This window comes from Bacillus vallismortis (assembly GCF_040784915.1).
In the GTDB taxonomy this organism is placed as follows: domain Bacteria; phylum Bacillota; class Bacilli; order Bacillales; family Bacillaceae; genus Bacillus; species Bacillus subtilis_G.
Genome location: NZ_CP160797.1, coordinates 970268 through 989296, shown reverse-complemented (window position 1 = coordinate 989296; position 19029 = coordinate 970268). Strand labels below are relative to the sequence as shown.

The 19029-nt window shown below is 42.8% G+C and carries 23 protein-coding genes; 8 read left to right on the top strand and 15 right to left on the bottom strand.

Features of this window, described 5'->3' with window-relative positions; translation table 11 throughout:
• Positions 1-63: 63 nt before the first annotated feature.
• Positions 64-948: a nucleotidyltransferase-like protein gene (locus tag ABZM97_RS04835; RefSeq protein WP_087992632.1), complete on the bottom strand. Its 885-nt coding sequence runs from the start codon at positions 946-948 to the stop codon at positions 64-66.
• Between the two features lie 207 nt (positions 949-1155).
• Here ABZM97_RS04835 and ABZM97_RS04830 point away from each other — a divergent pair, with 207 nt between their 5' ends.
• Positions 1156-1509, top strand: coding sequence for a YgzB family protein (locus ABZM97_RS04830; RefSeq protein WP_253268960.1), 354 nt, complete (start codon positions 1156-1158; stop codon positions 1507-1509).
• A 34-nt stretch (positions 1510-1543) separates the two neighbouring features.
• On the opposite strand, the gene perR is transcribed toward ABZM97_RS04830, so the two are convergent.
• Both perR and bcp read right to left on the bottom strand, forming a co-directional pair.
• A complete protein-coding gene (gene perR, locus ABZM97_RS04825) occupies positions 1544-1981 on the bottom strand; it encodes a peroxide-responsive transcriptional repressor PerR (RefSeq protein WP_003223285.1) in 438 nt (145 codons plus the stop codon).
• A 114-nt stretch (positions 1982-2095) separates the two neighbouring features.
• Positions 2096-2569 carry a thioredoxin-dependent thiol peroxidase gene (gene bcp / locus ABZM97_RS04820; protein ID WP_003223280.1) on the bottom strand — a complete coding sequence of 158 codons (474 nt, stop codon included), beginning with the start codon at positions 2567-2569 and terminating at the stop codon, positions 2096-2098.
• A gap of 152 nt (positions 2570-2721) precedes the next feature.
• On the opposite strand from bcp, the gene ABZM97_RS04815 reads away from it, so the two are divergent.
• Positions 2722-4011: a glutamate-1-semialdehyde 2,1-aminomutase gene (locus ABZM97_RS04815; RefSeq protein WP_253268959.1), complete on the top strand. Its 1290-nt coding sequence runs from the start codon at positions 2722-2724 to the stop codon at positions 4009-4011.
• A 219-nt stretch (positions 4012-4230) separates the two neighbouring features.
• Positions 4231-5292 carry an aromatic acid exporter family protein gene (locus tag ABZM97_RS04810; RefSeq protein ID WP_087992629.1) on the top strand — a complete coding sequence of 354 codons (1062 nt, stop codon included), beginning with the start codon at positions 4231-4233 and terminating at the stop codon, positions 5290-5292.
• Between the two features lie 74 nt (positions 5293-5366).
• Here ABZM97_RS04810 and ABZM97_RS04805 read toward each other — a convergent pair whose 3' ends face one another.
• The 5 genes from ABZM97_RS04805 to fabL form a co-directional block, all read right to left on the bottom strand.
• The gene (locus tag ABZM97_RS04805; RefSeq protein ID WP_141113416.1) at positions 5367-7109 is read right to left on the bottom strand and encodes an ABC transporter ATP-binding protein; all 1743 of its coding nucleotides are present in this window, start codon (positions 7107-7109) and stop codon (positions 5367-5369) included.
• Positions 7110-7193: 84 nt separating this feature from the next.
• Positions 7194-7724: a DUF402 domain-containing protein gene (locus tag ABZM97_RS04800; protein WP_003223272.1), complete on the bottom strand. Its 531-nt coding sequence runs from the start codon at positions 7722-7724 to the stop codon at positions 7194-7196.
• Between the two features lie 144 nt (positions 7725-7868).
• Complete coding sequence (locus ABZM97_RS04795) at positions 7869-8129, bottom strand: YgaB family protein (protein WP_087992627.1); 261 nt, start codon at positions 8127-8129, stop codon at positions 7869-7871.
• Positions 8130-8301: 172 nt separating this feature from the next.
• Positions 8302-8556 (bottom strand): gamma-type small acid-soluble spore protein, encoded by a 255-nt coding sequence (locus ABZM97_RS04790; RefSeq protein WP_148963673.1) that lies wholly within the window; start codon positions 8554-8556, stop codon positions 8302-8304.
• Between the two features lie 67 nt (positions 8557-8623).
• Positions 8624-9376 (bottom strand): enoyl-[acyl-carrier-protein] reductase FabL, encoded by a 753-nt coding sequence (gene fabL / locus ABZM97_RS04785; protein WP_087992625.1) that lies wholly within the window; start codon positions 9374-9376, stop codon positions 8624-8626.
• An 82-nt stretch (positions 9377-9458) separates the two neighbouring features.
• Here fabL and ABZM97_RS04780 point away from each other — a divergent pair, with 82 nt between their 5' ends.
• On the top strand, positions 9459-9683 hold the full coding sequence (locus ABZM97_RS04780) for a hypothetical protein (RefSeq protein WP_148963672.1): 225 nt from the start codon (positions 9459-9461) through the stop codon (positions 9681-9683).
• A gap of 6 nt (positions 9684-9689) precedes the next feature.
• Here the strand turns inward: ABZM97_RS04780 and mutY are convergent, their stop codons facing one another.
• Positions 9690-10799, bottom strand: coding sequence for an A/G-specific adenine glycosylase (mutY, locus tag ABZM97_RS04775; RefSeq protein WP_367387285.1), 1110 nt, complete (start codon positions 10797-10799; stop codon positions 9690-9692).
• Between the two features lie 215 nt (positions 10800-11014).
• Here mutY and ABZM97_RS04770 point away from each other — a divergent pair, with 215 nt between their 5' ends.
• Positions 11015-11998: a metal-dependent hydrolase gene (locus ABZM97_RS04770; RefSeq protein WP_087992622.1), complete on the top strand. Its 984-nt coding sequence runs from the start codon at positions 11015-11017 to the stop codon at positions 11996-11998.
• Here the strand turns inward: ABZM97_RS04770 and ABZM97_RS04765 are convergent.
• The 5 genes from ABZM97_RS04765 to ABZM97_RS04745 form a co-directional block, all read right to left on the bottom strand.
• Complete coding sequence (locus tag ABZM97_RS04765; RefSeq protein ID WP_253268957.1) at positions 11991-14576, bottom strand: YfhO family protein; 2586 nt, start codon at positions 14574-14576, stop codon at positions 11991-11993. The two genes, ABZM97_RS04770 and ABZM97_RS04765, sit on opposite strands and share 8 nt — an antisense overlap.
• Positions 14577-14639: 63 nt before the next feature.
• Entirely contained in the window at positions 14640-15629 is a 990-nt protein-coding gene (locus ABZM97_RS04760) for a glycosyltransferase family 2 protein (protein ID WP_087992620.1), read from the bottom strand.
• A gap of 228 nt (positions 15630-15857) precedes the next feature.
• The gene (locus ABZM97_RS04755) at positions 15858-16718 is read right to left on the bottom strand and encodes an alpha/beta fold hydrolase (protein ID WP_202328254.1); all 861 of its coding nucleotides are present in this window, start codon (positions 16716-16718) and stop codon (positions 15858-15860) included.
• Positions 16705-17037: an SdpI family protein gene (locus ABZM97_RS04750; protein WP_202328255.1), complete on the bottom strand. Its 333-nt coding sequence runs from the start codon at positions 17035-17037 to the stop codon at positions 16705-16707. Before ABZM97_RS04750 ends, ABZM97_RS04755 begins: the two co-directional genes overlap by 14 nt.
• An 84-nt stretch (positions 17038-17121) precedes the next feature.
• A complete protein-coding gene (locus ABZM97_RS04745; RefSeq protein WP_087992618.1) occupies positions 17122-17640 on the bottom strand; it encodes an SH3 domain-containing protein in 519 nt (172 codons plus the stop codon).
• Between the two features lie 191 nt (positions 17641-17831).
• On the opposite strand from ABZM97_RS04745, the gene ABZM97_RS04740 reads away from it, so the two are divergent.
• Positions 17832-18044: a helix-turn-helix transcriptional regulator gene (locus ABZM97_RS04740; protein ID WP_087992617.1), complete on the top strand. Its 213-nt coding sequence runs from the start codon at positions 17832-17834 to the stop codon at positions 18042-18044.
• Between the two features lies 1 nt (position 18045).
• Entirely contained in the window at positions 18046-18429 is a 384-nt protein-coding gene (locus tag ABZM97_RS04735) for a hypothetical protein (protein ID WP_087992616.1), read from the top strand.
• 31 nt (positions 18430-18460) lie between these two features.
• Here the strand turns inward: ABZM97_RS04735 and ABZM97_RS04730 are convergent, their stop codons facing one another.
• Complete coding sequence (locus ABZM97_RS04730; protein WP_087992615.1) at positions 18461-18730, bottom strand: YfhJ family protein; 270 nt, start codon at positions 18728-18730, stop codon at positions 18461-18463.
• A 124-nt stretch (positions 18731-18854) separates the two neighbouring features.
• On the opposite strand from ABZM97_RS04730, the gene ABZM97_RS04725 reads away from it, so the two are divergent.
• A complete protein-coding gene (locus ABZM97_RS04725; RefSeq protein ID WP_010330867.1) occupies positions 18855-19007 on the top strand; it encodes a small, acid-soluble spore protein K in 153 nt (50 codons plus the stop codon).
• The last annotated feature ends 22 nt before the right edge of the window (positions 19008-19029 follow it).

The window sequence follows — 19029 nt, the reverse complement described above, 5'->3', positions numbered from 1 at the left end:
TCTCCGCCGCTGTGAGCTTGTTTTTTTAGAAGCGCATCAGCGACGTTTAATAATATACCATGGTCAAGAATCAGAGTCAACACCTTTTTTAAAAGAATATCCTCGGTGATAGACAGCCTGTCCTTTCGTTTCTATCTGGCAGACGTTAATAAGTCCCTTGTCAGTCAGGTAATCCAGTATAACGCCAAGGTCTTGGGTAAAGTGCTTTAAGTCAGGATGCTGAAGAAGCTCACCGAATTGCCAAATGTCTCTTTCTTTCATCACCTCGAAAAGATGTGCCGAACCGATTTCAGATTTAGAATGGATGAGGAAATCATTTGCTAAGAATAATAATTCGAGTCTTTTTTCCAAGCTCTCGTGACTTTCAATCAGCTCGGAATATAATTTGTATACTTGAGGCTCCATCTGGCGCACTTGGCTCCATACCGTGGTTTCCGGATGGAATCCTCTGTCGATTACTTCTATACGCGCTAAATGATGCAGCGCATGAACAACCGCGTTGTAGGCATCTAAAAATTGATTGGCTTCAAAAAAAGCTTTTCCTTCAACATATCTTCTGATTAATTTGCCGTATTCAAGTCCGATCTTCAGTTTGCGTTCGGCAAACGGAAATGTATTCAGCCTGTCAATCAGCTCGGCAATGTATTCATTGCGGTCAAACATGACTTTGCCATTTACAATCCAATCTATGATTCTTCTATTTGTCCCGAGCAAAATCCATTCTTGAATCTGAGAATCTGTTACCACATGCAAAGAAGCTGTTTTTTGATCAAATTCATAATGCTTTATAAAAACAGGCTCGTCAGCCTCCTTTACAATCACAAGCAAAGCGGCATCAAAGTTATCTGTTAAGGAAGATGTTTTGTTTCTTCTCTCGATCATAATGACAGCCAATGTGTTGGGATGACTTGCTCTTTCTTGGTAAATTGGACGGAGAAGATTATCCATCACTATTCCTCCAATGCAAATGTTCAATTTTTTTATTTTCTATTTGATTCAATTCTATGGTTAAAACGAAATTCCTTTATTCTAAACACATTGAACTATTATAAACAATTTCACAGTAAGTCTCCATATGTAAATTCCAGTTCAACCGAAAACATGAAGAAAATCCCATTGGGTTTGTGCTATAGTTAAAGTCAGAGGGGGATGGACATGGCGAAATACTCCAGCAAAATTAATAAAATCAGAACATTTGCGTTAAGTTTGGTTTTCGTTGGGTTTGTCATTATGTACATCGGGATCTTTTTCAAGGAGTCCGTTTTGATTTCTAGTTTGTTTATGATACTAGGGCTTTTATCCATCGGGCTCAGCACGGTTGTTTACTTTTGGATCGGTATGCTTTCGACCAAAGCGGTCCGCGTCATATGTCCGGGCTGTGAAAAAGAGACAAAGGTTTTGGGAAGAGTAGATATGTGCATGCATTGCAGAGAGCCGCTGACTTTAGATAGGGGCTTAGAAGGAAAAGAATTTGATGAGGCTTATAATAAAAAGAAAATGTCCAAATAAAATAAGCTGACCGTACGAAACGGTCAGCTTATTTTTAATGGTTTTCTTTTTTTGAACACTCTTGGCAGACGCCGTAAATTTCTAAACGGTGGTGACTTACTTTAAAGCCCGTGACATGTGCAGCAAGCTGCTCCACTTCGTCAAGGCCCGGGTAGTGGAAGTCCACAATTTTGCCGCAGTTTTCACAGATCGCGTGATAGTGATCGGATGTGACAAAATCGAATCTGCTGGAAGCATCACCGTATGTGAGCTCTTTTACCAAACCGGATTCCCGGAACACACGCAAATTGTTATATACCGTCGCTACGCTCATGTTAGGAAACTTCCCTTCCAGAGCTTTATATATATCGTCCGCTGTTGGATGAGCCATAGAGTTAACGAGATATTCCAGAATCGCATGACGTTGAGGAGTAATGCGAACTCCGGTTTCCTTCAACGTTTCTAAGGCTTCTTTTAGTTCATGTGCAGCCATCCGTCATGCACCTCTCTTCTAAAAAAAATTCTTACATTGTAATGTTTATAATTAGTGTAACTCTTTTTACGATAATTTGTCAATTGATATCAGGGTGAAAGTAACCAAATCAGTTTACTTTTCCGACATATCCTTGAGTGTCTGAAGCGCTTCGGCTACATGGTCTTTTACTTTTACCTTTCTCCATTCTTTAACGAGCCGACCTTCCTTATCAATCAAAAAAGTAGAGCGCTCAATTCCCATATATTCTTTTCCAAAGTTTTTCTTCAGCTTCCAAACATCAAATGCTTCCGCCAGCTTATGTTCGTCATCAACAAGAAGCAGAAATGGAAGGTTATGCTTCTCTTTAAATTTTCCGTGTTTTTCCTGGCTGTCCGGGCTGACGCCGATAATAACAGCATCAAGTTCAGCGAAGCTTTCATGGCTGTCCCGAAAATCGCATGCTTCAGTTGTGCATCCCGGTGTCATGTCTTTTGGATAAAAGTAAAGCACGATATACTTCCCTTTATAATCCGATAATGTTACTGTTTCCCCATGATCGCCCTTTAACTCAAGATCAGGCGCTTTTTGTCCGATTTCTATAGTCATTGCTTTACCTCCGAATGTTTTTTATTAAGCGTATCCAATTCTTGTCCAGATTACAACCATCGTCCTCTCCATCTTAAGCCCGAATCCGTTGTTCTTATTGGGAAGCATGCTACAATAGAAAGGACGCATGGAGATATAGGAGGTTTTTATTTTTGCATACAAAATCAATTGAACTTCACAACGAGGCATTAACGCACATTGTCGGCGGAGTAAACAGCCCGTCTAGATCATATAAAGCGGTCGGCGGCGGTTCTCCCGTCGCAATGGAGAAAGCAAACGGCGCTTATTTTTGGGATGTTGACGGCAATAAGTACATCGATTATTTAGCGGCGTACGGTCCGATCATCACAGGGCATGCCCACCCGCATATTACAGAAGCGATTAAAAAAGCGGCAGAGAACGGTGTATTATATGGAACACCGACAAAACATGAGGTTACATTTGCAAAAATGCTCAAAGAAGCCATTCCCGCTATGGACAAAGTAAGATTTGTCAATTCAGGAACAGAGGCTGTGATGACAACCATCCGCGTGGCTCGCGCATATACAGGCCGGACAAAAATCATTAAATTTGCAGGCTGTTATCACGGGCATTCGGATCTTGTTCTTGTCGCAGCCGGCTCTGGCCCGTCTACTCTCGGCACGCCAGACTCAGCCGGCGTACCGAAAAGCATCGCAAACGAAGTAATCACAGTTCCATTTAATGATATCGCAAGCTATAAAGCAGCCCTTGATAAATGGGGCAGTGAAATCGCGGCGGTTCTCGTTGAGCCGATTGTCGGCAACTTTGGAATTGTTGAGCCGAAAGAGGGCTTCTTGGAAAAAGTAAATGAATTGACACACGATGCGGGCGCTCTCGTTATTTACGATGAAGTCATTACGGCTTTCCGCTTTATGTATGGCGGCGCGCAGAATCTCTTACAGGTGAAACCGGATTTAACCGCACTCGGAAAAATTATCGGCGGCGGACTTCCAATTGGCGCCTATGGGGGTAAAAAAGAAATTATGGAGCAGGTAGCTCCGCTCGGACCGGCTTATCAGGCTGGAACAATGGCCGGTAATCCCGCTTCCATCCTATCAGGCATCGCTTGTTTGGAAGTGCTCAAAGAGGAAGGCGTGTATGAAAAGCTTGATCATCTTGGCGCTATGCTGGAGGAAGGCATTTTACAGCACGCAGAAACACATGGCATCACGATTACTGTCAACCGGTTAAAGGGTGCACTCACGGTTTATTTCTCTGAGGAGAAAATCGAAAATTACGAGCAGGCTGAACGCAGTGACGGTGAAACATTCGCTACGTTTTTCAAGCTGATGCTGGAACGCGGAATTAATTTAGCACCATCTAAATATGAAGCCTGGTTTATTACAACAGCACACACAGAGCAGGATATTAAAGACACGCTTGCAGCTGTCGAGGATGCTTTTAAACATCTTAAAAACTAGGATCACACCCCTTGGACAGGAGCATAAAGCTCCTGTTTTTTCATTCATTCCCACAGCGTGTAAGATTTTGGTCTTTTTCTTGAAAAAATAGCTTGAATATTTGTATTGATCCCTGTATATTACTTAATTGTTTAGCAAATAAACTGACCGGGAATTTTAAGGATAGCCCATTTGCTTTGTCACATAATTTATTATAGAAAGGAATGCACGCACAAACCAATGAAACTTGGTGCCCGCATTTTCAAAACCGGGATTGCGATTACACTGGCTCTTTATTTGGCTTCGTGGATCGGGCTTCCCGCGCCGATTTTCGCTGGGATTGCAGCGATATTTGCGATTCAGCCGTCGATTTACCGCTCTTTTCTTATTATTATTGATCAGGTTCAGGCCAATATTATCGGAGCTGTTATCGCCACAGTGTTCGGCCTTATTTTTGGACCCAGCCCGATTATGATCGGGTTGACAGCAGTTATTGTCATTACAATCATGCTGAAGCTTAAAATTGAACATACCATTTCAATTGCACTTGTAACAGTTATCGCGATTTTAGAATCCGCCGGTGACGACTTTTTAATGTTCGCGCTGATCAGAACAAGCACAGTCATCTTGGGGGTGCTGTCTTCTTTTATCGTCAACCTTGTGTTTTTGCCTCCTAAGTACGAAACAAAGCTGATTCACAATACCGTTGAAAATACAGAAGAAATTATGAAATGGATCAGGCTGAGCATGCGGCAGTCAACAGAGCATTCGATTTTGAAAGAGGATATTGAAAAGCTGAAAGAAAAAATGATCAAGCTTGATCAGACTTATCTTCTATATAAAGAAGAAAGAAGTTACTTTAAGAAAACGACTTATGTGAAATCAAGAAAGCTTGTCCTGTTCAGACAGGCAATTATTACTGGAAACAGGGCGCTTGATACATTGAAGAAGCTGCATCGTCTTGAAAACGACATCTATCATATGCCGGAAGAGTTTCAAGAAACACTGACTGAAGAACTTGATTACCTGCTTTACTGGCATGAACGGATTTTGATGCGGTTTGTCGGAAAAATTAAGCCGCATGATGACGCAGATGAAGAAGGCATTCAATATAAACAGCTTTTAACAAAGTCATTTTTAAAAAATCAGCAGAACACAGATGATGAGCTAATCGATTACAATATGCTCAGTATTATGGCAAGCGCCGTAGAATATCGTGATCAGCTTGAACATTTAGAAACTCTGATTACAAGTTTTCAAACGTATCATCCGAAAGACTGCGAAATAGAGACAGAAGAGTAACCCGGTTGAACAGCCGGGTTTTTAATATACAAAAAAATCTTATATCCTTCGTTGAAAGGATATAAGATTGATGTTCAACTCAAATTTTGAATGGTAAATAAGTGCTTGTACTGACTGTCATAGTCCATGAGTTCATGATGGGTTCCTGTTTCGGTGATTGTGCCGTTTTCCATAACCACAATCTTATCCGCATGTGTGATGGTTGATAAGCGGTGGGCGACAACAAAGGTTGTTCTGTCCTTTGCCAGTTTATCCATCGCTTCTTGAATGTAATGCTCACTTTCCAGATCAAGAGCTGATGTCGCTTCATCTAAAATGAGGAGCGGCGGATTTTTCAGAAATACCCGCGCGATTGAGATCCGCTGCTTTTGTCCGCCTGACAGCTTCACGCCTCTTTCTCCCACCCGGGTCTCATACCCTTCTGGAAAACTCATAATAAATTCATGGGCATTGGCAGCTTTGGCGGCTTCGATAATCTCTTCCAGCGTGGCATCAGGTTGGCCGATTGCGATGTTTTCCCGAATCGTTTCGCTGAATAAAAAGGTATCCTGAAGCACCATACCAACCTGGTTGCGAAGGCTTCTCGCTTCATAATCGCGAATATCTGACCCGTCAATCAGCAGTCTGCCGCTTGTCACATCATAAAATCTCGGGATCAGGCTGACGAGTGTTGATTTACCTCCTCCGCTCATGCCGACAAGGGCTACGGTTTCTCCTCTATGTACTTTTAAAGAGACATCATGGAGAATGTTTTCTTTTTCCTTTTCATATTGAAAAGAAACGTTTTGAAATTCCACTTCTCCGCGAATCCGACCGGCCTTAATGGCATTTGGCTTGTCAGTGAGTTCATACGGCTCGTCAATAAATTCAAACACCCTGTCCATTGATGCGATTGACTGCGTTAATGTTGTAGAGGAATTAATCAGCCTTCTAACTGGGTTGTACATTCTGTCAATATATCCGACAAACGCGACCATTGTGCCGACTGTCAGCGGCCCATTAATGACAAAATAGCCGGCGCAAGCAATTACGATGAGCGGTGCCAAATCTGTAATGGTATTAACGACTGCAAAGGTTTTGGCATTCCAATTCGTGTGGCTGATGGCTTTATTTAAGAAATGGCTGTTTTTCTCATTAAAATTAGCTTGTTCATGATCTTCTATCGCAAAACTTCTGATAACCGGCATGCCTTGAATGCGCTCGTGCAAATGCCCCTGCACTTGAGCTAGCGCCTGCGAGCGCTCCCTTGTCAGCTTTCTTAAACGGCCGTAAAAATACTTCACTGATATGCCGTATAATGGGAATAATACGATAGAGATCAGCGTTAATTTAATGTCCAGTGTCAGCATGATAGAGATCACAATCAAAATCGTCAGCATATCAAGCCATATATTCATCAGACCTGTGATGACAAAATCCTTTGTTTGTTCCACATCATTGATCACCCGGGAAATGACTTCCCCTGTTCTTGTATTCGCATAAAAACGAAGGCTCAGTTTCTGTATATGGTCAAATAGCTTGGCTCTTATATCGTAGAGCACCTTGCTGGCTGTCCACTGGGCAAAATATTGCCTATAGTATTCAACAGGCGGGCGCAAAATTAAAAATAAGGCGAACATAATCGCCATAATGGTCAACAATGACGTTGTTTTGTCACTTGCTGTGCCGCCTCCTTGAATAATATCGTCAACTACGTACTTCAAAAGCAATGGGAGAGCAAGCGGAATGGAGAATTTTACGATTCCAATTAACACTGTAACGAAAATTTGCTTCTTATAAGGCTTGACGAACTGCATGTAGCGTTTCATAACCCCCACGTTGATTCCCCCTCTCTTTATCATGATGTGTGTGAGCCCATGTGAAAAACCTGTTGTACCCCCCAACAGGTTTTTACATAACCATTATTTTGTATAGCGCAAATACCGTTCATACCACATATCGACAAACTCGGGAGCAAACGGTCCCTGACGCTGGTGAATCCAATGGAGCAGCGTGTTTAGGTAGTCTCTTAAAATACTGTCGATTTCTTTTGGATAATTCATGGCTTTCCGATGATCATCATATTCGTCTTCATCGAGAATATTGTAGGTCATGTCAGGAAAAACCTTAACATCTAAGTCATAATCAATATATTTAATTGCTTCGCCATCGTAGGCAAATGGAGAACTGATATTACAATAGTAATGAACTCCGTCTTCCCTCAGCATCCCGATGACATTAAACCATTGTCTTGCGTGAAAATAACAGATTGCGGGCTCTCTGGTTATCCATGTCCGGCCGTCTGATTCGGTAACCATCGTCCGGTCATTGGCTCCAATGACACACATTTCTGTACTTTTTAAGATTGTCGTCTCATTCCAAATTCTATGAATCAGCCCGTTATGCTTATAGCTGTGAATTTGAATGGTTTCTCCTTCCTTGGGATAGCCCATATTTCTCCCCTACTTTCTATAAAGCCCTACAGTTAGTATGTCCAAATTTTGCTTACCGACAACGTCTTTTACCTATTATAACGTTACAAATTGAAAAATGAAAATAAAAGAGCCATTCCGGCCGGGGAATGGCACATTCCTGCTCTACACAAAGGAAGACGGCTTTTCTGAGCTGCGATATGAACGAATCACCTGCTCTGTCTGTTTTTGAAACATATCCTTTATATCGGCAAGATGTTTCCGTTTTACCGCAATTTCATTCTGAATACCGCGCAGCCTTGCATCTCTTTCCAAATGCCGGAGTTCTGCTTCAATTTGTTTGCAGCGGTCGAGCTCTGATTGGAGCTCGAGAAGCTTGTCCATCGTTTTCATCTGTTCACTTACCAGCTTTTCAAATTCCGTCATCGGTTCCTCCTTCAGCCTGGTGAAAGTCTAAACGTTTCCTCCTTTCATTATTTCGATCTCAAGAAAGCAAACCCTTTGACTCATTCTGTAGACCTTGCACAAGTTTTGTCGTTTTACAAACAGAAAAAAGCACTTTCACCCGAAGATGAAGTGCTTTTTTCTGTTTCAGTGATTAGCTGTTTTGTTGTTTGTTTTGTTCAGCAGATTGGTTTTGCTGTCTTACCTGCTGTACGTTTGTTTCGCTAGCGAATTCAGTGCCGAATTGACCTTGTTGGCCAGCAGCTGATTGCTGGTTTTGTTTTCTGACTTGCTGAGCGTTTGTTTCGCTAGCAAATTCAGTGCCGAATTGGCCTTGACCAGCAGCTGATTGTTGGTTTTGTTTTTTGACTTGTTGTGCGTTTGTTTTGCTGAAATTTTGGTTTGCCATTGTTATCACCTCCACGGTCATTAGAATGTGCAGGTGACGGTATGGCTATTCCTCTTTTTTAAAATTTTTAAACGAGCAGCGAGCGTCCGCCATCGATGATAATGGTCTGTCCGCGAATCATGTCAGCCTTAGATGACACTAAAAATTCGACAGTATCAACCATGTCTTTAATCTCAACCATGCGTCCTGCCGGCGTGTTTTGACGCGCATCCTCGAGCAGGTCTTCTCTATTCGGGAAGTGTTTGAGCGCGTCTGTGTCAATCGCTCCGCCCGATACGGCATTGACGATAATTTGTTTTGGAGAAAGCTCAACCGCGAGATAACGGGTTAACGCTTCTAATGCCGCTTTAGATACCCCAACTGTCGTGTAGTTTTCCAGGTAGCGGATAGAACCTAGTGAACTGATGCTGACGATATGCCCGCCTCCGTTCTTTTCCATTAGCTTGGCCGCTTCCTGAGCGCAGAAAAGCAATGCCTTCGCATTAATGTTCATCGTCCAATCCCAGTGTGTTTCTTCTAATTCCATGACAGGTCTCAGGACGCCTGAAGCGGCATTATTAACAAAAACATCAAGTCTGCCGAACGTTTCTTCAATTTGCTGAAACATTTCTTTGATTTTTGCCTGCTGTCCTACGTTTGCTTTTACGACAAGCACTTTGACACCAAGCTTTTCGATTTCTTCCGCTGTTTCCAAAGCGGCTTTTTTGCTGCGTGCATAGTTAATGACGATGTTATAACCGTTCTCAGCGAGCCTGATCGCTGCCGCTTTTCCGACACCTCGGCTGCTTCCTGTTACGAGTGCGCATTTATTTTGTTCCATTTTTTCCTCATCTCCTTGTAGCGTATAGTTTTTTTTTTTCCACAAACAATAATGGCAAGAACGTAAAGGGGGATCTTCTGTTATGTATGTCGGACGTGATATGAGCGAATTAAACATGGTTTCCAAAAAAGATTGGAAGAACAGTGAACTCGCCTATTTTCATCATGCCTTTCAGCAAATTATGCCTTATTTAAACGAAGAAGGCCAATCAAAATACCGGGAATTAGCGCAAGAAATTGAAGCGCGAGGCGGGATGAAACGAAATGAAGCGGACTACACCCACGGCACGCGCGTCACTTACGATTAAGAACGTTTACGGAGCAGCCTTGTATTCGGCTGCTTCCACTGCCATCTTCCAGATTTTTTGATGTGACACCGGGAACGCAAATTGTTCAAGCTCTTCTTTCGTTACTTTTTTCAGCTCTGCGGTATCCGACACTTGTTTTACTTTACCGAAAAACACAGAAATATTCCATATCAGGTGGGTGAAAACGTGCTCGACTACACCTTGCAGATCACTGATCTCAGCTTGTATCCCACATTCGTTTTCTAAAAATGCAGTGAGCTGTTCACGCTCGGTTTTGATTCCTTTCTGTGTTTCAAGATTAGGGAATTCCCACAGGTTGGCGAGCAAACCTTTTGACGGGCGTTTGTGTATATACACTTGTCCGTCTTCATCAGTCAGAACGATCGCGGCCATTGATTTGACCCCTGGCTTTTTCTTTTTGCTTTTTACGGGAAGCTCCCGTTCAGTGCCTTCTTCAAATGCTGAGCAATGCTGCTGAACCGGGCATAGCAGGCATGAAGGTGATTTCGGCGTACAGATCAAGGCTCCCAGCTCCATCAACCCTTGATTAAATTCAGATGGTTTTTCTTTTGAAATAAATGCACGAACTGCATCTTCAAAGATCGTCCTTGTTTTTGGTTTGGCTATGTCATCCCAAATGGAAAGAATTCTGGACATGACACGCATCACATTTCCGTCAACCGCAGGGACGGGTTTATTGTAGGCGATGCTGAGCACAGCTCCCTTTGTATAAGGGCCGACGCCTTTTAAGCCGCCAAAATCTTTCTCGTCTGGAGGAACAATGCCCCCGTATTCCTGTTTGACTTCTTTTACCGCGCTTTGCAGATTTCGGACTCGCGAATAATAGCCGAGCCCCTCCCATGCTTTCAGCACTTTTTCTTCATCAGCATCAGCGAGCGCTTCCACTGTCGGGAATTGTTCCACAAACCGCAGATAATAAGGAATCACTGTATCTACTCTTGTTTGCTGCAGCATCACTTCAGATACCCACACTTTATATGGATCTTGATCCTCTCTCCACGGCAGAATGCGCTGCTCTCGTTCGAACCATGAGATTAAATCATCGCGAAATTGCTGTATGTCTTTTTGTTTTAATTTGTCTTCAAGTACGTTCATATGTGTTTCTCCCCAGTCTTTCGCGCCCCGCTTTTCTTTAGACTGTTTTTTGTTGTACACTAAGGGCACAGTACGATAATATGTTACATTAAATAGAAGTAAAGAAAAAGCGGAAACATATGAGAACGATTAAATCGGTTGAAAAATTGGGTATATGAAAATGGGGAATATCTTATAAAGTCAATGTGCAGGACAATCCTGCAAGGAGGTCACCTATGGATACGGGCACACATGTCGTCATGGGCATCGCACTTGGCGGTATTGCGACGCTTGACCCTGTTGTCGGATCAGATCCGGCAATGGCTCACGCTGTTATGATCGCAACGCTTGCGGGCTCTCAGGCTCCGGATATTGATACTGTGTTAAAGCTTAAAAATAATGCTGTTTATATAAGAAATCACAGAGGATTTACCCATTCAATTCCCGCTGTTTTGTTTTGGTCTGTGATCATCCCGGTCATTCTGTATTTATTTTATCCGCAGGGCGATTTTCTGCATCTGTGGCTGTGGACGCTGCTGGCAGTCGTTCTGCATGTTTTTGTTGATATTTTTAACGCATACGGAACACAAGCCATACGTCCGTTTTCGAAAAAGTGGGTTGCACTCGGGCTGATTAATACGTTTGATCCGTTTATTTTTATCAGCCATCTGGCGGCTATTGCGATATGGTACGCGGGCGGCAGTCCCGGCATCACGTTTCTCAGCTTATATATCATATTGGCAGGTTATTATATGGTGCGCCTGATCATGCAGCTGAGAATTAAACGGAAGCTTCATGAGATGATTCATGATGAAATCGAAAGCATCATTATTTCTCCGACGATGAAATTCAGGCAATGGCGGATCGCAGTTACGACAGCCCATGCTTTCTATGTGGGAAGAAGCATGGAAGGGCATGTCGTGATTCTGGATACGTTTAATCGGGTGCCTGTTCCTGAAACCGAAGTGATGCATGCCGCAAAGCAGGATGATAACATTGCGGCGTTTCTGTCATTTTCTCCTGTTTACCGATGGGAAGTGGATACGTTTAAAGATCATTATGAGGTGAGATTTATTGACCTGCGTTACCGAAGCAAAGGCCATTATCCGTTTGTGGCCATCGTTCATATCGGCCATGATCTCAAGATTCGCTCATCCTATACGGGATGGATATTCAGCGAAGAAAAGCTCCAGAAAAAATTAAAGCTCGGCTCTATTTAGAGCCGGGCTTTTTTCGTCTTATATATAAAACAGCAAGCAGCAGACTGACTAGAGATATGAGCGCCGATCGTTTAAAGTATGGCGGATAGTAGGCCAGCTCAATGTGATTGTCTCCCTTTTGCGCCTTAAAGCCTATGAAAGCATAGTCCGCTTTTTCGATCGTCTGTGGTTTCCCGTTAATCTTCAGCTCCCAGCCTTTTTCATAAGGGATGGGAAGCATGATGTACTTGTCTTTTGACAGATGATAGGCAAACATCAGTTTGTTTTTATCCCATTTCAGATTGTCTGCTTCTTCTGTTTTATTTTTCCGCACAGCGCTTTTCAGTATTTGATAATTTTCTTCGTAGAGCGCTATGTTTCTCAGTTCATATGATCCTTTCGGAAGTTTGATCGAGATATGGCCTGATTTAGGCACTCTGACCGTGATCTCATTTACTCCGGTTTTATAAATCGATTGGTTCGATTTCCTTGTTGTGGCATAATCATTGACTCTTAACGTAAATCCTTTGTCCTTTGCTTTGCTTTTTAAATAAAAGCTGACATAGTAGTCTCCGGGAGAGGATGACGCCTCTTGCGGGGTAATGATCAGTTCTCCTCCGTTTTCTCCAGACACAGTGAGCAGTCCGTTTTGATACTGGGCATGCTTTGCGGTGATGTCCGACTTGTGAATTAGATTGGCCAGTTTTGGTGCCTGCTCCGTTTTCTCCGCTGGATCTGCTACTACAATTCCTTGCAGCATCGCCTGTTCTTTCGCAAGAGCGGGCAATTTGTCCAGCTCGGTTTCGCTGTATATGGCATCGGCTGTTTTGACAAAAGGAAGCATGTATTGATTTTCATAAACCGCATAATGCTCTGATTCCAAGTGCTTTTTGAAGCCGTACGGGACATTGGCTTCGTTTGTTTTTTCCGTCATGTAGTATTTGCCGTAAAGCAGGCTGTATAAATTCGCCCTGTCTCCTAATGACGCATAACGGCTGACGCTTTCCCTCCCCATATCGATGCTCAAATCATTCCAATAAAAGGTCAGCAGATCTTTGTTTAAAATGCTGGAATAGGCGCTGAAGCCATTAAACCCGTAAATGATTGGCGTGTTATTGCGGACCCCGTTCATCCAGTCGATTCTCATGAGCGGATCATCGTCTTCCTTCTGTAAACGCTTGATGAGCTCAGAAGATTCTTCCCCTCTGTACTCCTCACCCGTGAGATATGCTCTTGTCACTCTGTCCAGACCGCCGCCTTCTGAGAGTGCGTATTTTTGATAGGTGTTAGCGACGAGCAGTGAAGAAAGAATGACCACACCGTACACAGCTACCGTTGCCCGTTTTTTCGCAATGGCTGAAGTAAACAAGGCAGCGATTGTCAGGAATAAAAGTAATAGAATCCATTCATTCGCAGGCTTCCATATATCAATCTTATCCCTTTGGATATGATATAAGTACAAAAGCAGGACAACGGACGCAGCCGGGAGCAGTTCTTTCCATTTCAGTTCCGACAGCTGTGTCAGGCCCGCCGCAGCGGCTCCCGCGATGGTAAAGGCCAGAACATATTCAAACCGGTTTTGCGGGGCGGAAAAGCCGTTAAATGCGCTTGCCGCATACGGGCTGAAATGAAACAGAATAAACAGCAGGCTCAATCCGGCAAAGAGACGAAACACGCGGTTTTTGTAAAAAGAAACAATAAATAAAAACAGCAGAAAGGCAGCCGGCAAAATGATGATCCGGCTTGTAAATAAGATATTATCATCGAAATTAAGCCACTCTATGTTCTGGCTGTACGGAGGGCGCAGGTTGTTTAAATACCCGTATACCACCGGCATAAACGCCGCCGCACTAATACCAAAAGAAATCAGGCCTGAAACGACAAACATTCTGCATTGAATCCATCTTTTCTCTTCATGCTTTTCCAGCCGGATGAGCCATCTGAACAGCACGTAAATTCCGATGAATATCAAGTTTATGTATGCAAAGTAAAAATTGTTGATTAACGTCAGCGAAGACGCAATGATAAACCATGCCGGACGCCGTTCCCTAATGACTTTTTCCGCTCCGAGCACTAACAGCGGAAGCCAGATCATTGTATCGGTAAAAAATTCCCAATACGCTTCGTGTCGGAAATAAATGATTGAGGTACCATATAATACGGCCCCCGTAAACGACGCCGCTCTGTGTATGAGAAGATAGTGAAAAACAGAAGCGGCCGTAAAGATGATCAGGCTCAGTTTAAAAATACTGATAAAAACAGCTGATTCCGCCCAAAAAAGCGTATCCGCTTCTCCGATCAGCTGGACGGCTTGAAGCAGCCAAACGACGGCGGACGCCGCAAGAAAAAGAAAGGAAGCAGAAAAATAATAGCCAAGCTGACTGAACGTACCGCCGCCGAGTCCGAATGAATAATTGTAGAAAAAATTCCCATGTGTATATTGTTCAAATAATATTTTTTTAAATACGATCATTTGCGCAAGCCCGTCACCAGGACCCGTCATATATCTGCCGTCCGTCCATTCTTTCACAAAAAAAGCGTGTGCCAGAACGGAAACCAGCAGACTGGCCGCATAGATCATGACATATTTTCTTTTCATATGAATTCTCCAGTCTTGCTTTTGAGATGGTAAACAGGCAAAAAAAAGCACTGCTCGGTGATTTCAGTGCATTTTTGTCAGGCGCCGCATGCTTTTCAGTTCGTTCGTTTCAGGCATGTCTTTGTTCGGGATATTCGCTTCTTTAATCAAATAATGCGGGCGTTTTTTTGTTTCATAATAGATTCGCCCGATATATTCGCCTATGATTCCGAGGCTTAACAGCTGTACTCCGCCGAGAAATAACACTGCTGAGATAATCGTGAAATATCCGGGCACAGAAATGCCGTTCGTCAAAATTTTAAAAAATGTGGCAATGATATAAATGATGGAAAGCAGTAAGATGAAAATGCCGGTATAAAAGCATATTCTCAACGGCTTATGATTAAATGAAACGATGCCGTCCATTCCGTAGTTAAACAGACTGCTGAACGACCATTTTGATGTGCCGTTTTTTCTTTCAACATTTTCATAAAACACGATTTTCTGATCGAAGCCGATCCAGCAAAACAGACCTTTTGAAAAGCGGTTGCCCTCGCTCAGCTTCAAAAGAGCGTCCACAGCTTGGCGGCTTAACAGCCGAAAGTCTCCGACACCGTCACGCAAATCAACCTCCACCGCTTTATTGATGAACTTGTAATACAGAGATGACAGGAATGAGCGGACAGGGCTGTCGCCTTTTCTGTTCCTTTGGGCAATGACTTGATCATAGCCTTCTTCGTAGCCTTTGATAAACTCCTTCAACAAATAGGTCGGATGTTGCAGGTCTGCGTCCATGACAATTACCGCTTCGCCTTGAACATGCTCAAAGCCCGCCAGAATCGCAGCTTCTTTTCCAAAGTTCCGTGAAAAAGATATGTATTTAACACGGCTGGATACGGCTGCTAAATCTTTGATCTGCTGAAGCGTGTCATCGACACTTCCGTCGTTTATGAAGAAAATTTCGTAGTCATAATGAACGCTCTTGAATTCCTTTTTCAAGGATTCATGAATGAGTTTGACATTATACCCTTCATTGTAAGACGGGATAATAATCGAGATTAAACCTTGTTTCATTAAGGCACCTTCTTTTTATATTCTTTTTAAGCACTGCCTTAGGGGAGTTTTACACAAATCTTCAGTAAGGCTATTCCTTTTTTAAAAGTCGTTTAAACCTGTTTTTTGTTACATTTTATGGTGACATTCATGATTTTTAATGTTATTTTGTCATGTTTAAAACAGACTATGAAAAAAACGCACAGAAAAAGTCTGCCATTACGACAGACAATTGGGAGGCATTCTGACTTATGTTTTTTTAAGATATTCGAGAATAAGCTGATTGACGATGGCTGGTTTTTCGTGGTTAATCCAATGGGAAGCTTCATCAACAAATATGAGATGCCCATTCTGGCAATGCCTTGCCGTTTCTTTCGCAAGCTTTCTGCTTAAAAAGCGGTCTTCCATTCCCCAGATCATCCGGTAAGGTGCTGTTTCGCAAGTTGCTTTCTCTGATAGGCTTCCTTTTCTGAGGGCTCTGTACCAGTTCAGCATAGCCGTCAGCGCGCCAGGCTGTTTCCACGCTTCTTTGTACCTGCTGACATCCTCGGACGAAAAAAGCTCAGGACGTGTCGATAATCCAATCGCTTGATCTAATGTTTTATAATCATTTTCCTTTAGTGATGCCTCAGGTATGTCAGGCAGCTGGAAGAAGGCGATGTATGAGCTTTTCAGCCACTGTGGAGGATAAACCGGCGTTATACTTTTCATGATATGTGGGTGCGGGATGTTAATGGCGATCAGCTTTTCAAGATATTCGGCGCGTGTTGAAGCCAGATGCCATGCGACAGCACCTCCCCAGTCATGCCCGATAACAATTGCTTTTTCATCTGTGAATTGGGTGATAAGCCCGATGATATCATCTCTTAATGTATCAATCCGATATGATTCAATTCCCCCCGGTTTATCACTAAGATTGTAGCCTCGCTGATCAGGAGCAATGACTCGGTAACCCGCATCGGCGAGCGGTTTGATTTGGTTTTTCCAGCCGTACCAAAACTCAGGAAATCCATGGAGCAGGACAATTAACGGGCCGTCCTCCGGCCCTGCGGCTGCAACGTGGAGCGTGATTCCATTTGTTTTGACAAACTGGCATTTAACTCCGTCCACTTCTATCTCCTCCTTGACTGTGCGTCATGTTTTTCAGCCTTTTCTCCGTTAGCATCATTGTGATGACACAGGCCGTTACCAGAAGGCTAAGCTGAAGAATGATCAAGTTCGACTTCAGCAGCACACCCATTCCCGCAATCAACAAGCCTGACAGGATCATCAATGATGCACTGTAACGGTTCGCTTCATTCCATAATTTTTCATCTGACATTGAGCGTCTCGTTCTATATCCGTACACACTGTTGATGGATTTGGGAGGAAACAGCTTGGTCAGAATACCTGCTATGACCATAAGGCCTCCGCCTACTAAACCAACCATATCATCATCTCCTTTCTCATTGTTACGTACAGAAAGAAGAAATGTTTCATACTCAGCAAAAAGACAAGCCTCGGCCTGCCTTTTTTATCGTAGGTGTAAGTCCTTTGTCTGAACATAGCCCATGACTCCGCCGTAATCAACAAATGCCCAGGTGAAGTCAAATCCGCCGTTTTCACTGAATCCCCATCCGAGTAATGTTACCTCTGTTCCAGATGAGAGCTGTTTGGCTTTTCCGTTTTCGGGTGTCGGTGCATAAAAGGCTGTCTGTTTTGCCGTTTTCGCTTGGCTTGCGGTTTTCATTAAGAAGTGTGTTGAAATATATGCTTTTTTTCCTTTGAAGTGAATTTGAGCCCAATCGGCATTTGCGAAACCATTGACTGTAACTTTTTGTTCTGATGATAAAGTGCCAAGAATTTTGCCTTTATGATTTGGCTCAGTCCGGACATTCAGCTTTCCTGCTTTTATGATGTAAGAATCGGATGATGGCATGCTGACAGATATGTTGTGAAGGGGCGCAGCTTTTGCTGCGGGCACGGAGTGAAGTGCTGTAAAACCCAGTCCTGCTGCAGCTGTTAAAGCGAGCATTACTTGTTTCTTTTTCATACAAAGCTCCTCCTCGCAATTTGACCAAGATATAGGTGGTATTCCCTGATTGACAGGCGGGTGAAACACATATTGTTTATTTTTTTATCCTGTTAAGGTAATTTTAAGGAATGTAAGGTGTACATTACGTAATAATTCCTGTATCGTTATTTTTGTAAAGTAGACGTTACATATGGAGAGGACCTATCAAGATGAAGCATGGGGTGCGCAATTGCGTAAAAGAATACAGAAAAGACAAAGGGTGGACACAGGACCAGCTTGCAGAACAAATCCAAGTCACAAGACAGACAATTATCGCGATTGAAAAACAAAGATATGAACCTTCAATTGGTACTGCAATTAAATTATCTACCGTGCTGAACTGCTCATTAGATCAATTATTCTGGATAGAAGGAGAAAGGTAATATGAACATGACGTATCGTACCGGATTATTTTTTCAAGCACTGCTTCCTATTTTATTATATGTCCTTTATTGGCATTCACCATCAAGGTTGACACTCTTATTAGCATTTATTGGAACTTCAAGAGTTCTCTATTCTGCCCTGCGTATCCATAAAAATAAACTATGGAGAAAAGTACATTTGCAAAATGACCAGCGAACTCGATCAAATTCTCATTTTGCCGGTTACATATCTCATTGGGTAATGATTGTTGTTTTACTTCTAGGGGTTATATTGATTCATCAGTCTATGCTTCCTCTATCATATCTGCAGCTGATTACTTATACTGCTCTTCTTGGTTTTTTAATTAGAATGGTGGTCAAAGATGTACTGAATACAAATGTATAAAAAAACCTGCCGGATGATAACGGCAGGTTTTTTAATGCAAAAGGCCTCTGCTTTGGTTTAAGTAATCATTCACGTTGTCACGGGAGCTTTGGAAGAGGTGGAGCTGGCCGCCATAGTTTTCGATCCATTGTATGACGATTTTTTCGGTCATTTTTTCACCCTGATAGGCGTGTCCGGCTTTTGCATAGGTTGCTTCGAAGTCGCTCCATAACAACTCCACCCATGTTTTTGCCTGTATATAGCTGATCATCTCGTTCTTTTCCAGAAGCAGATTTGTCAGTTTCTCAATGTACGTATTCATGTGTGCAGTCTCCTTTCTTCAGGAAAAAAATGACGCTTTAAAACGTGCTGTTCTCCATATACTAACCTTACGTCTTCATCTGGAAAGACGCAACTTTTTGATCTCGAACCTAGGGGGAAATGACATGGTCCGGAATAAAGAAAAAGGATTTCCTTACGAAAACGAAAACAAATTTCAGGGTGAACCGAGAGCAAAGGACGACTATGCTTCAAAGCGTGCTGACGGTTCAATCAATCAGCATCCTCAAGAAAAAATGAGAGCCTCAGGCAAACGGTAAAGAAGAACAGCTGCATGCACTG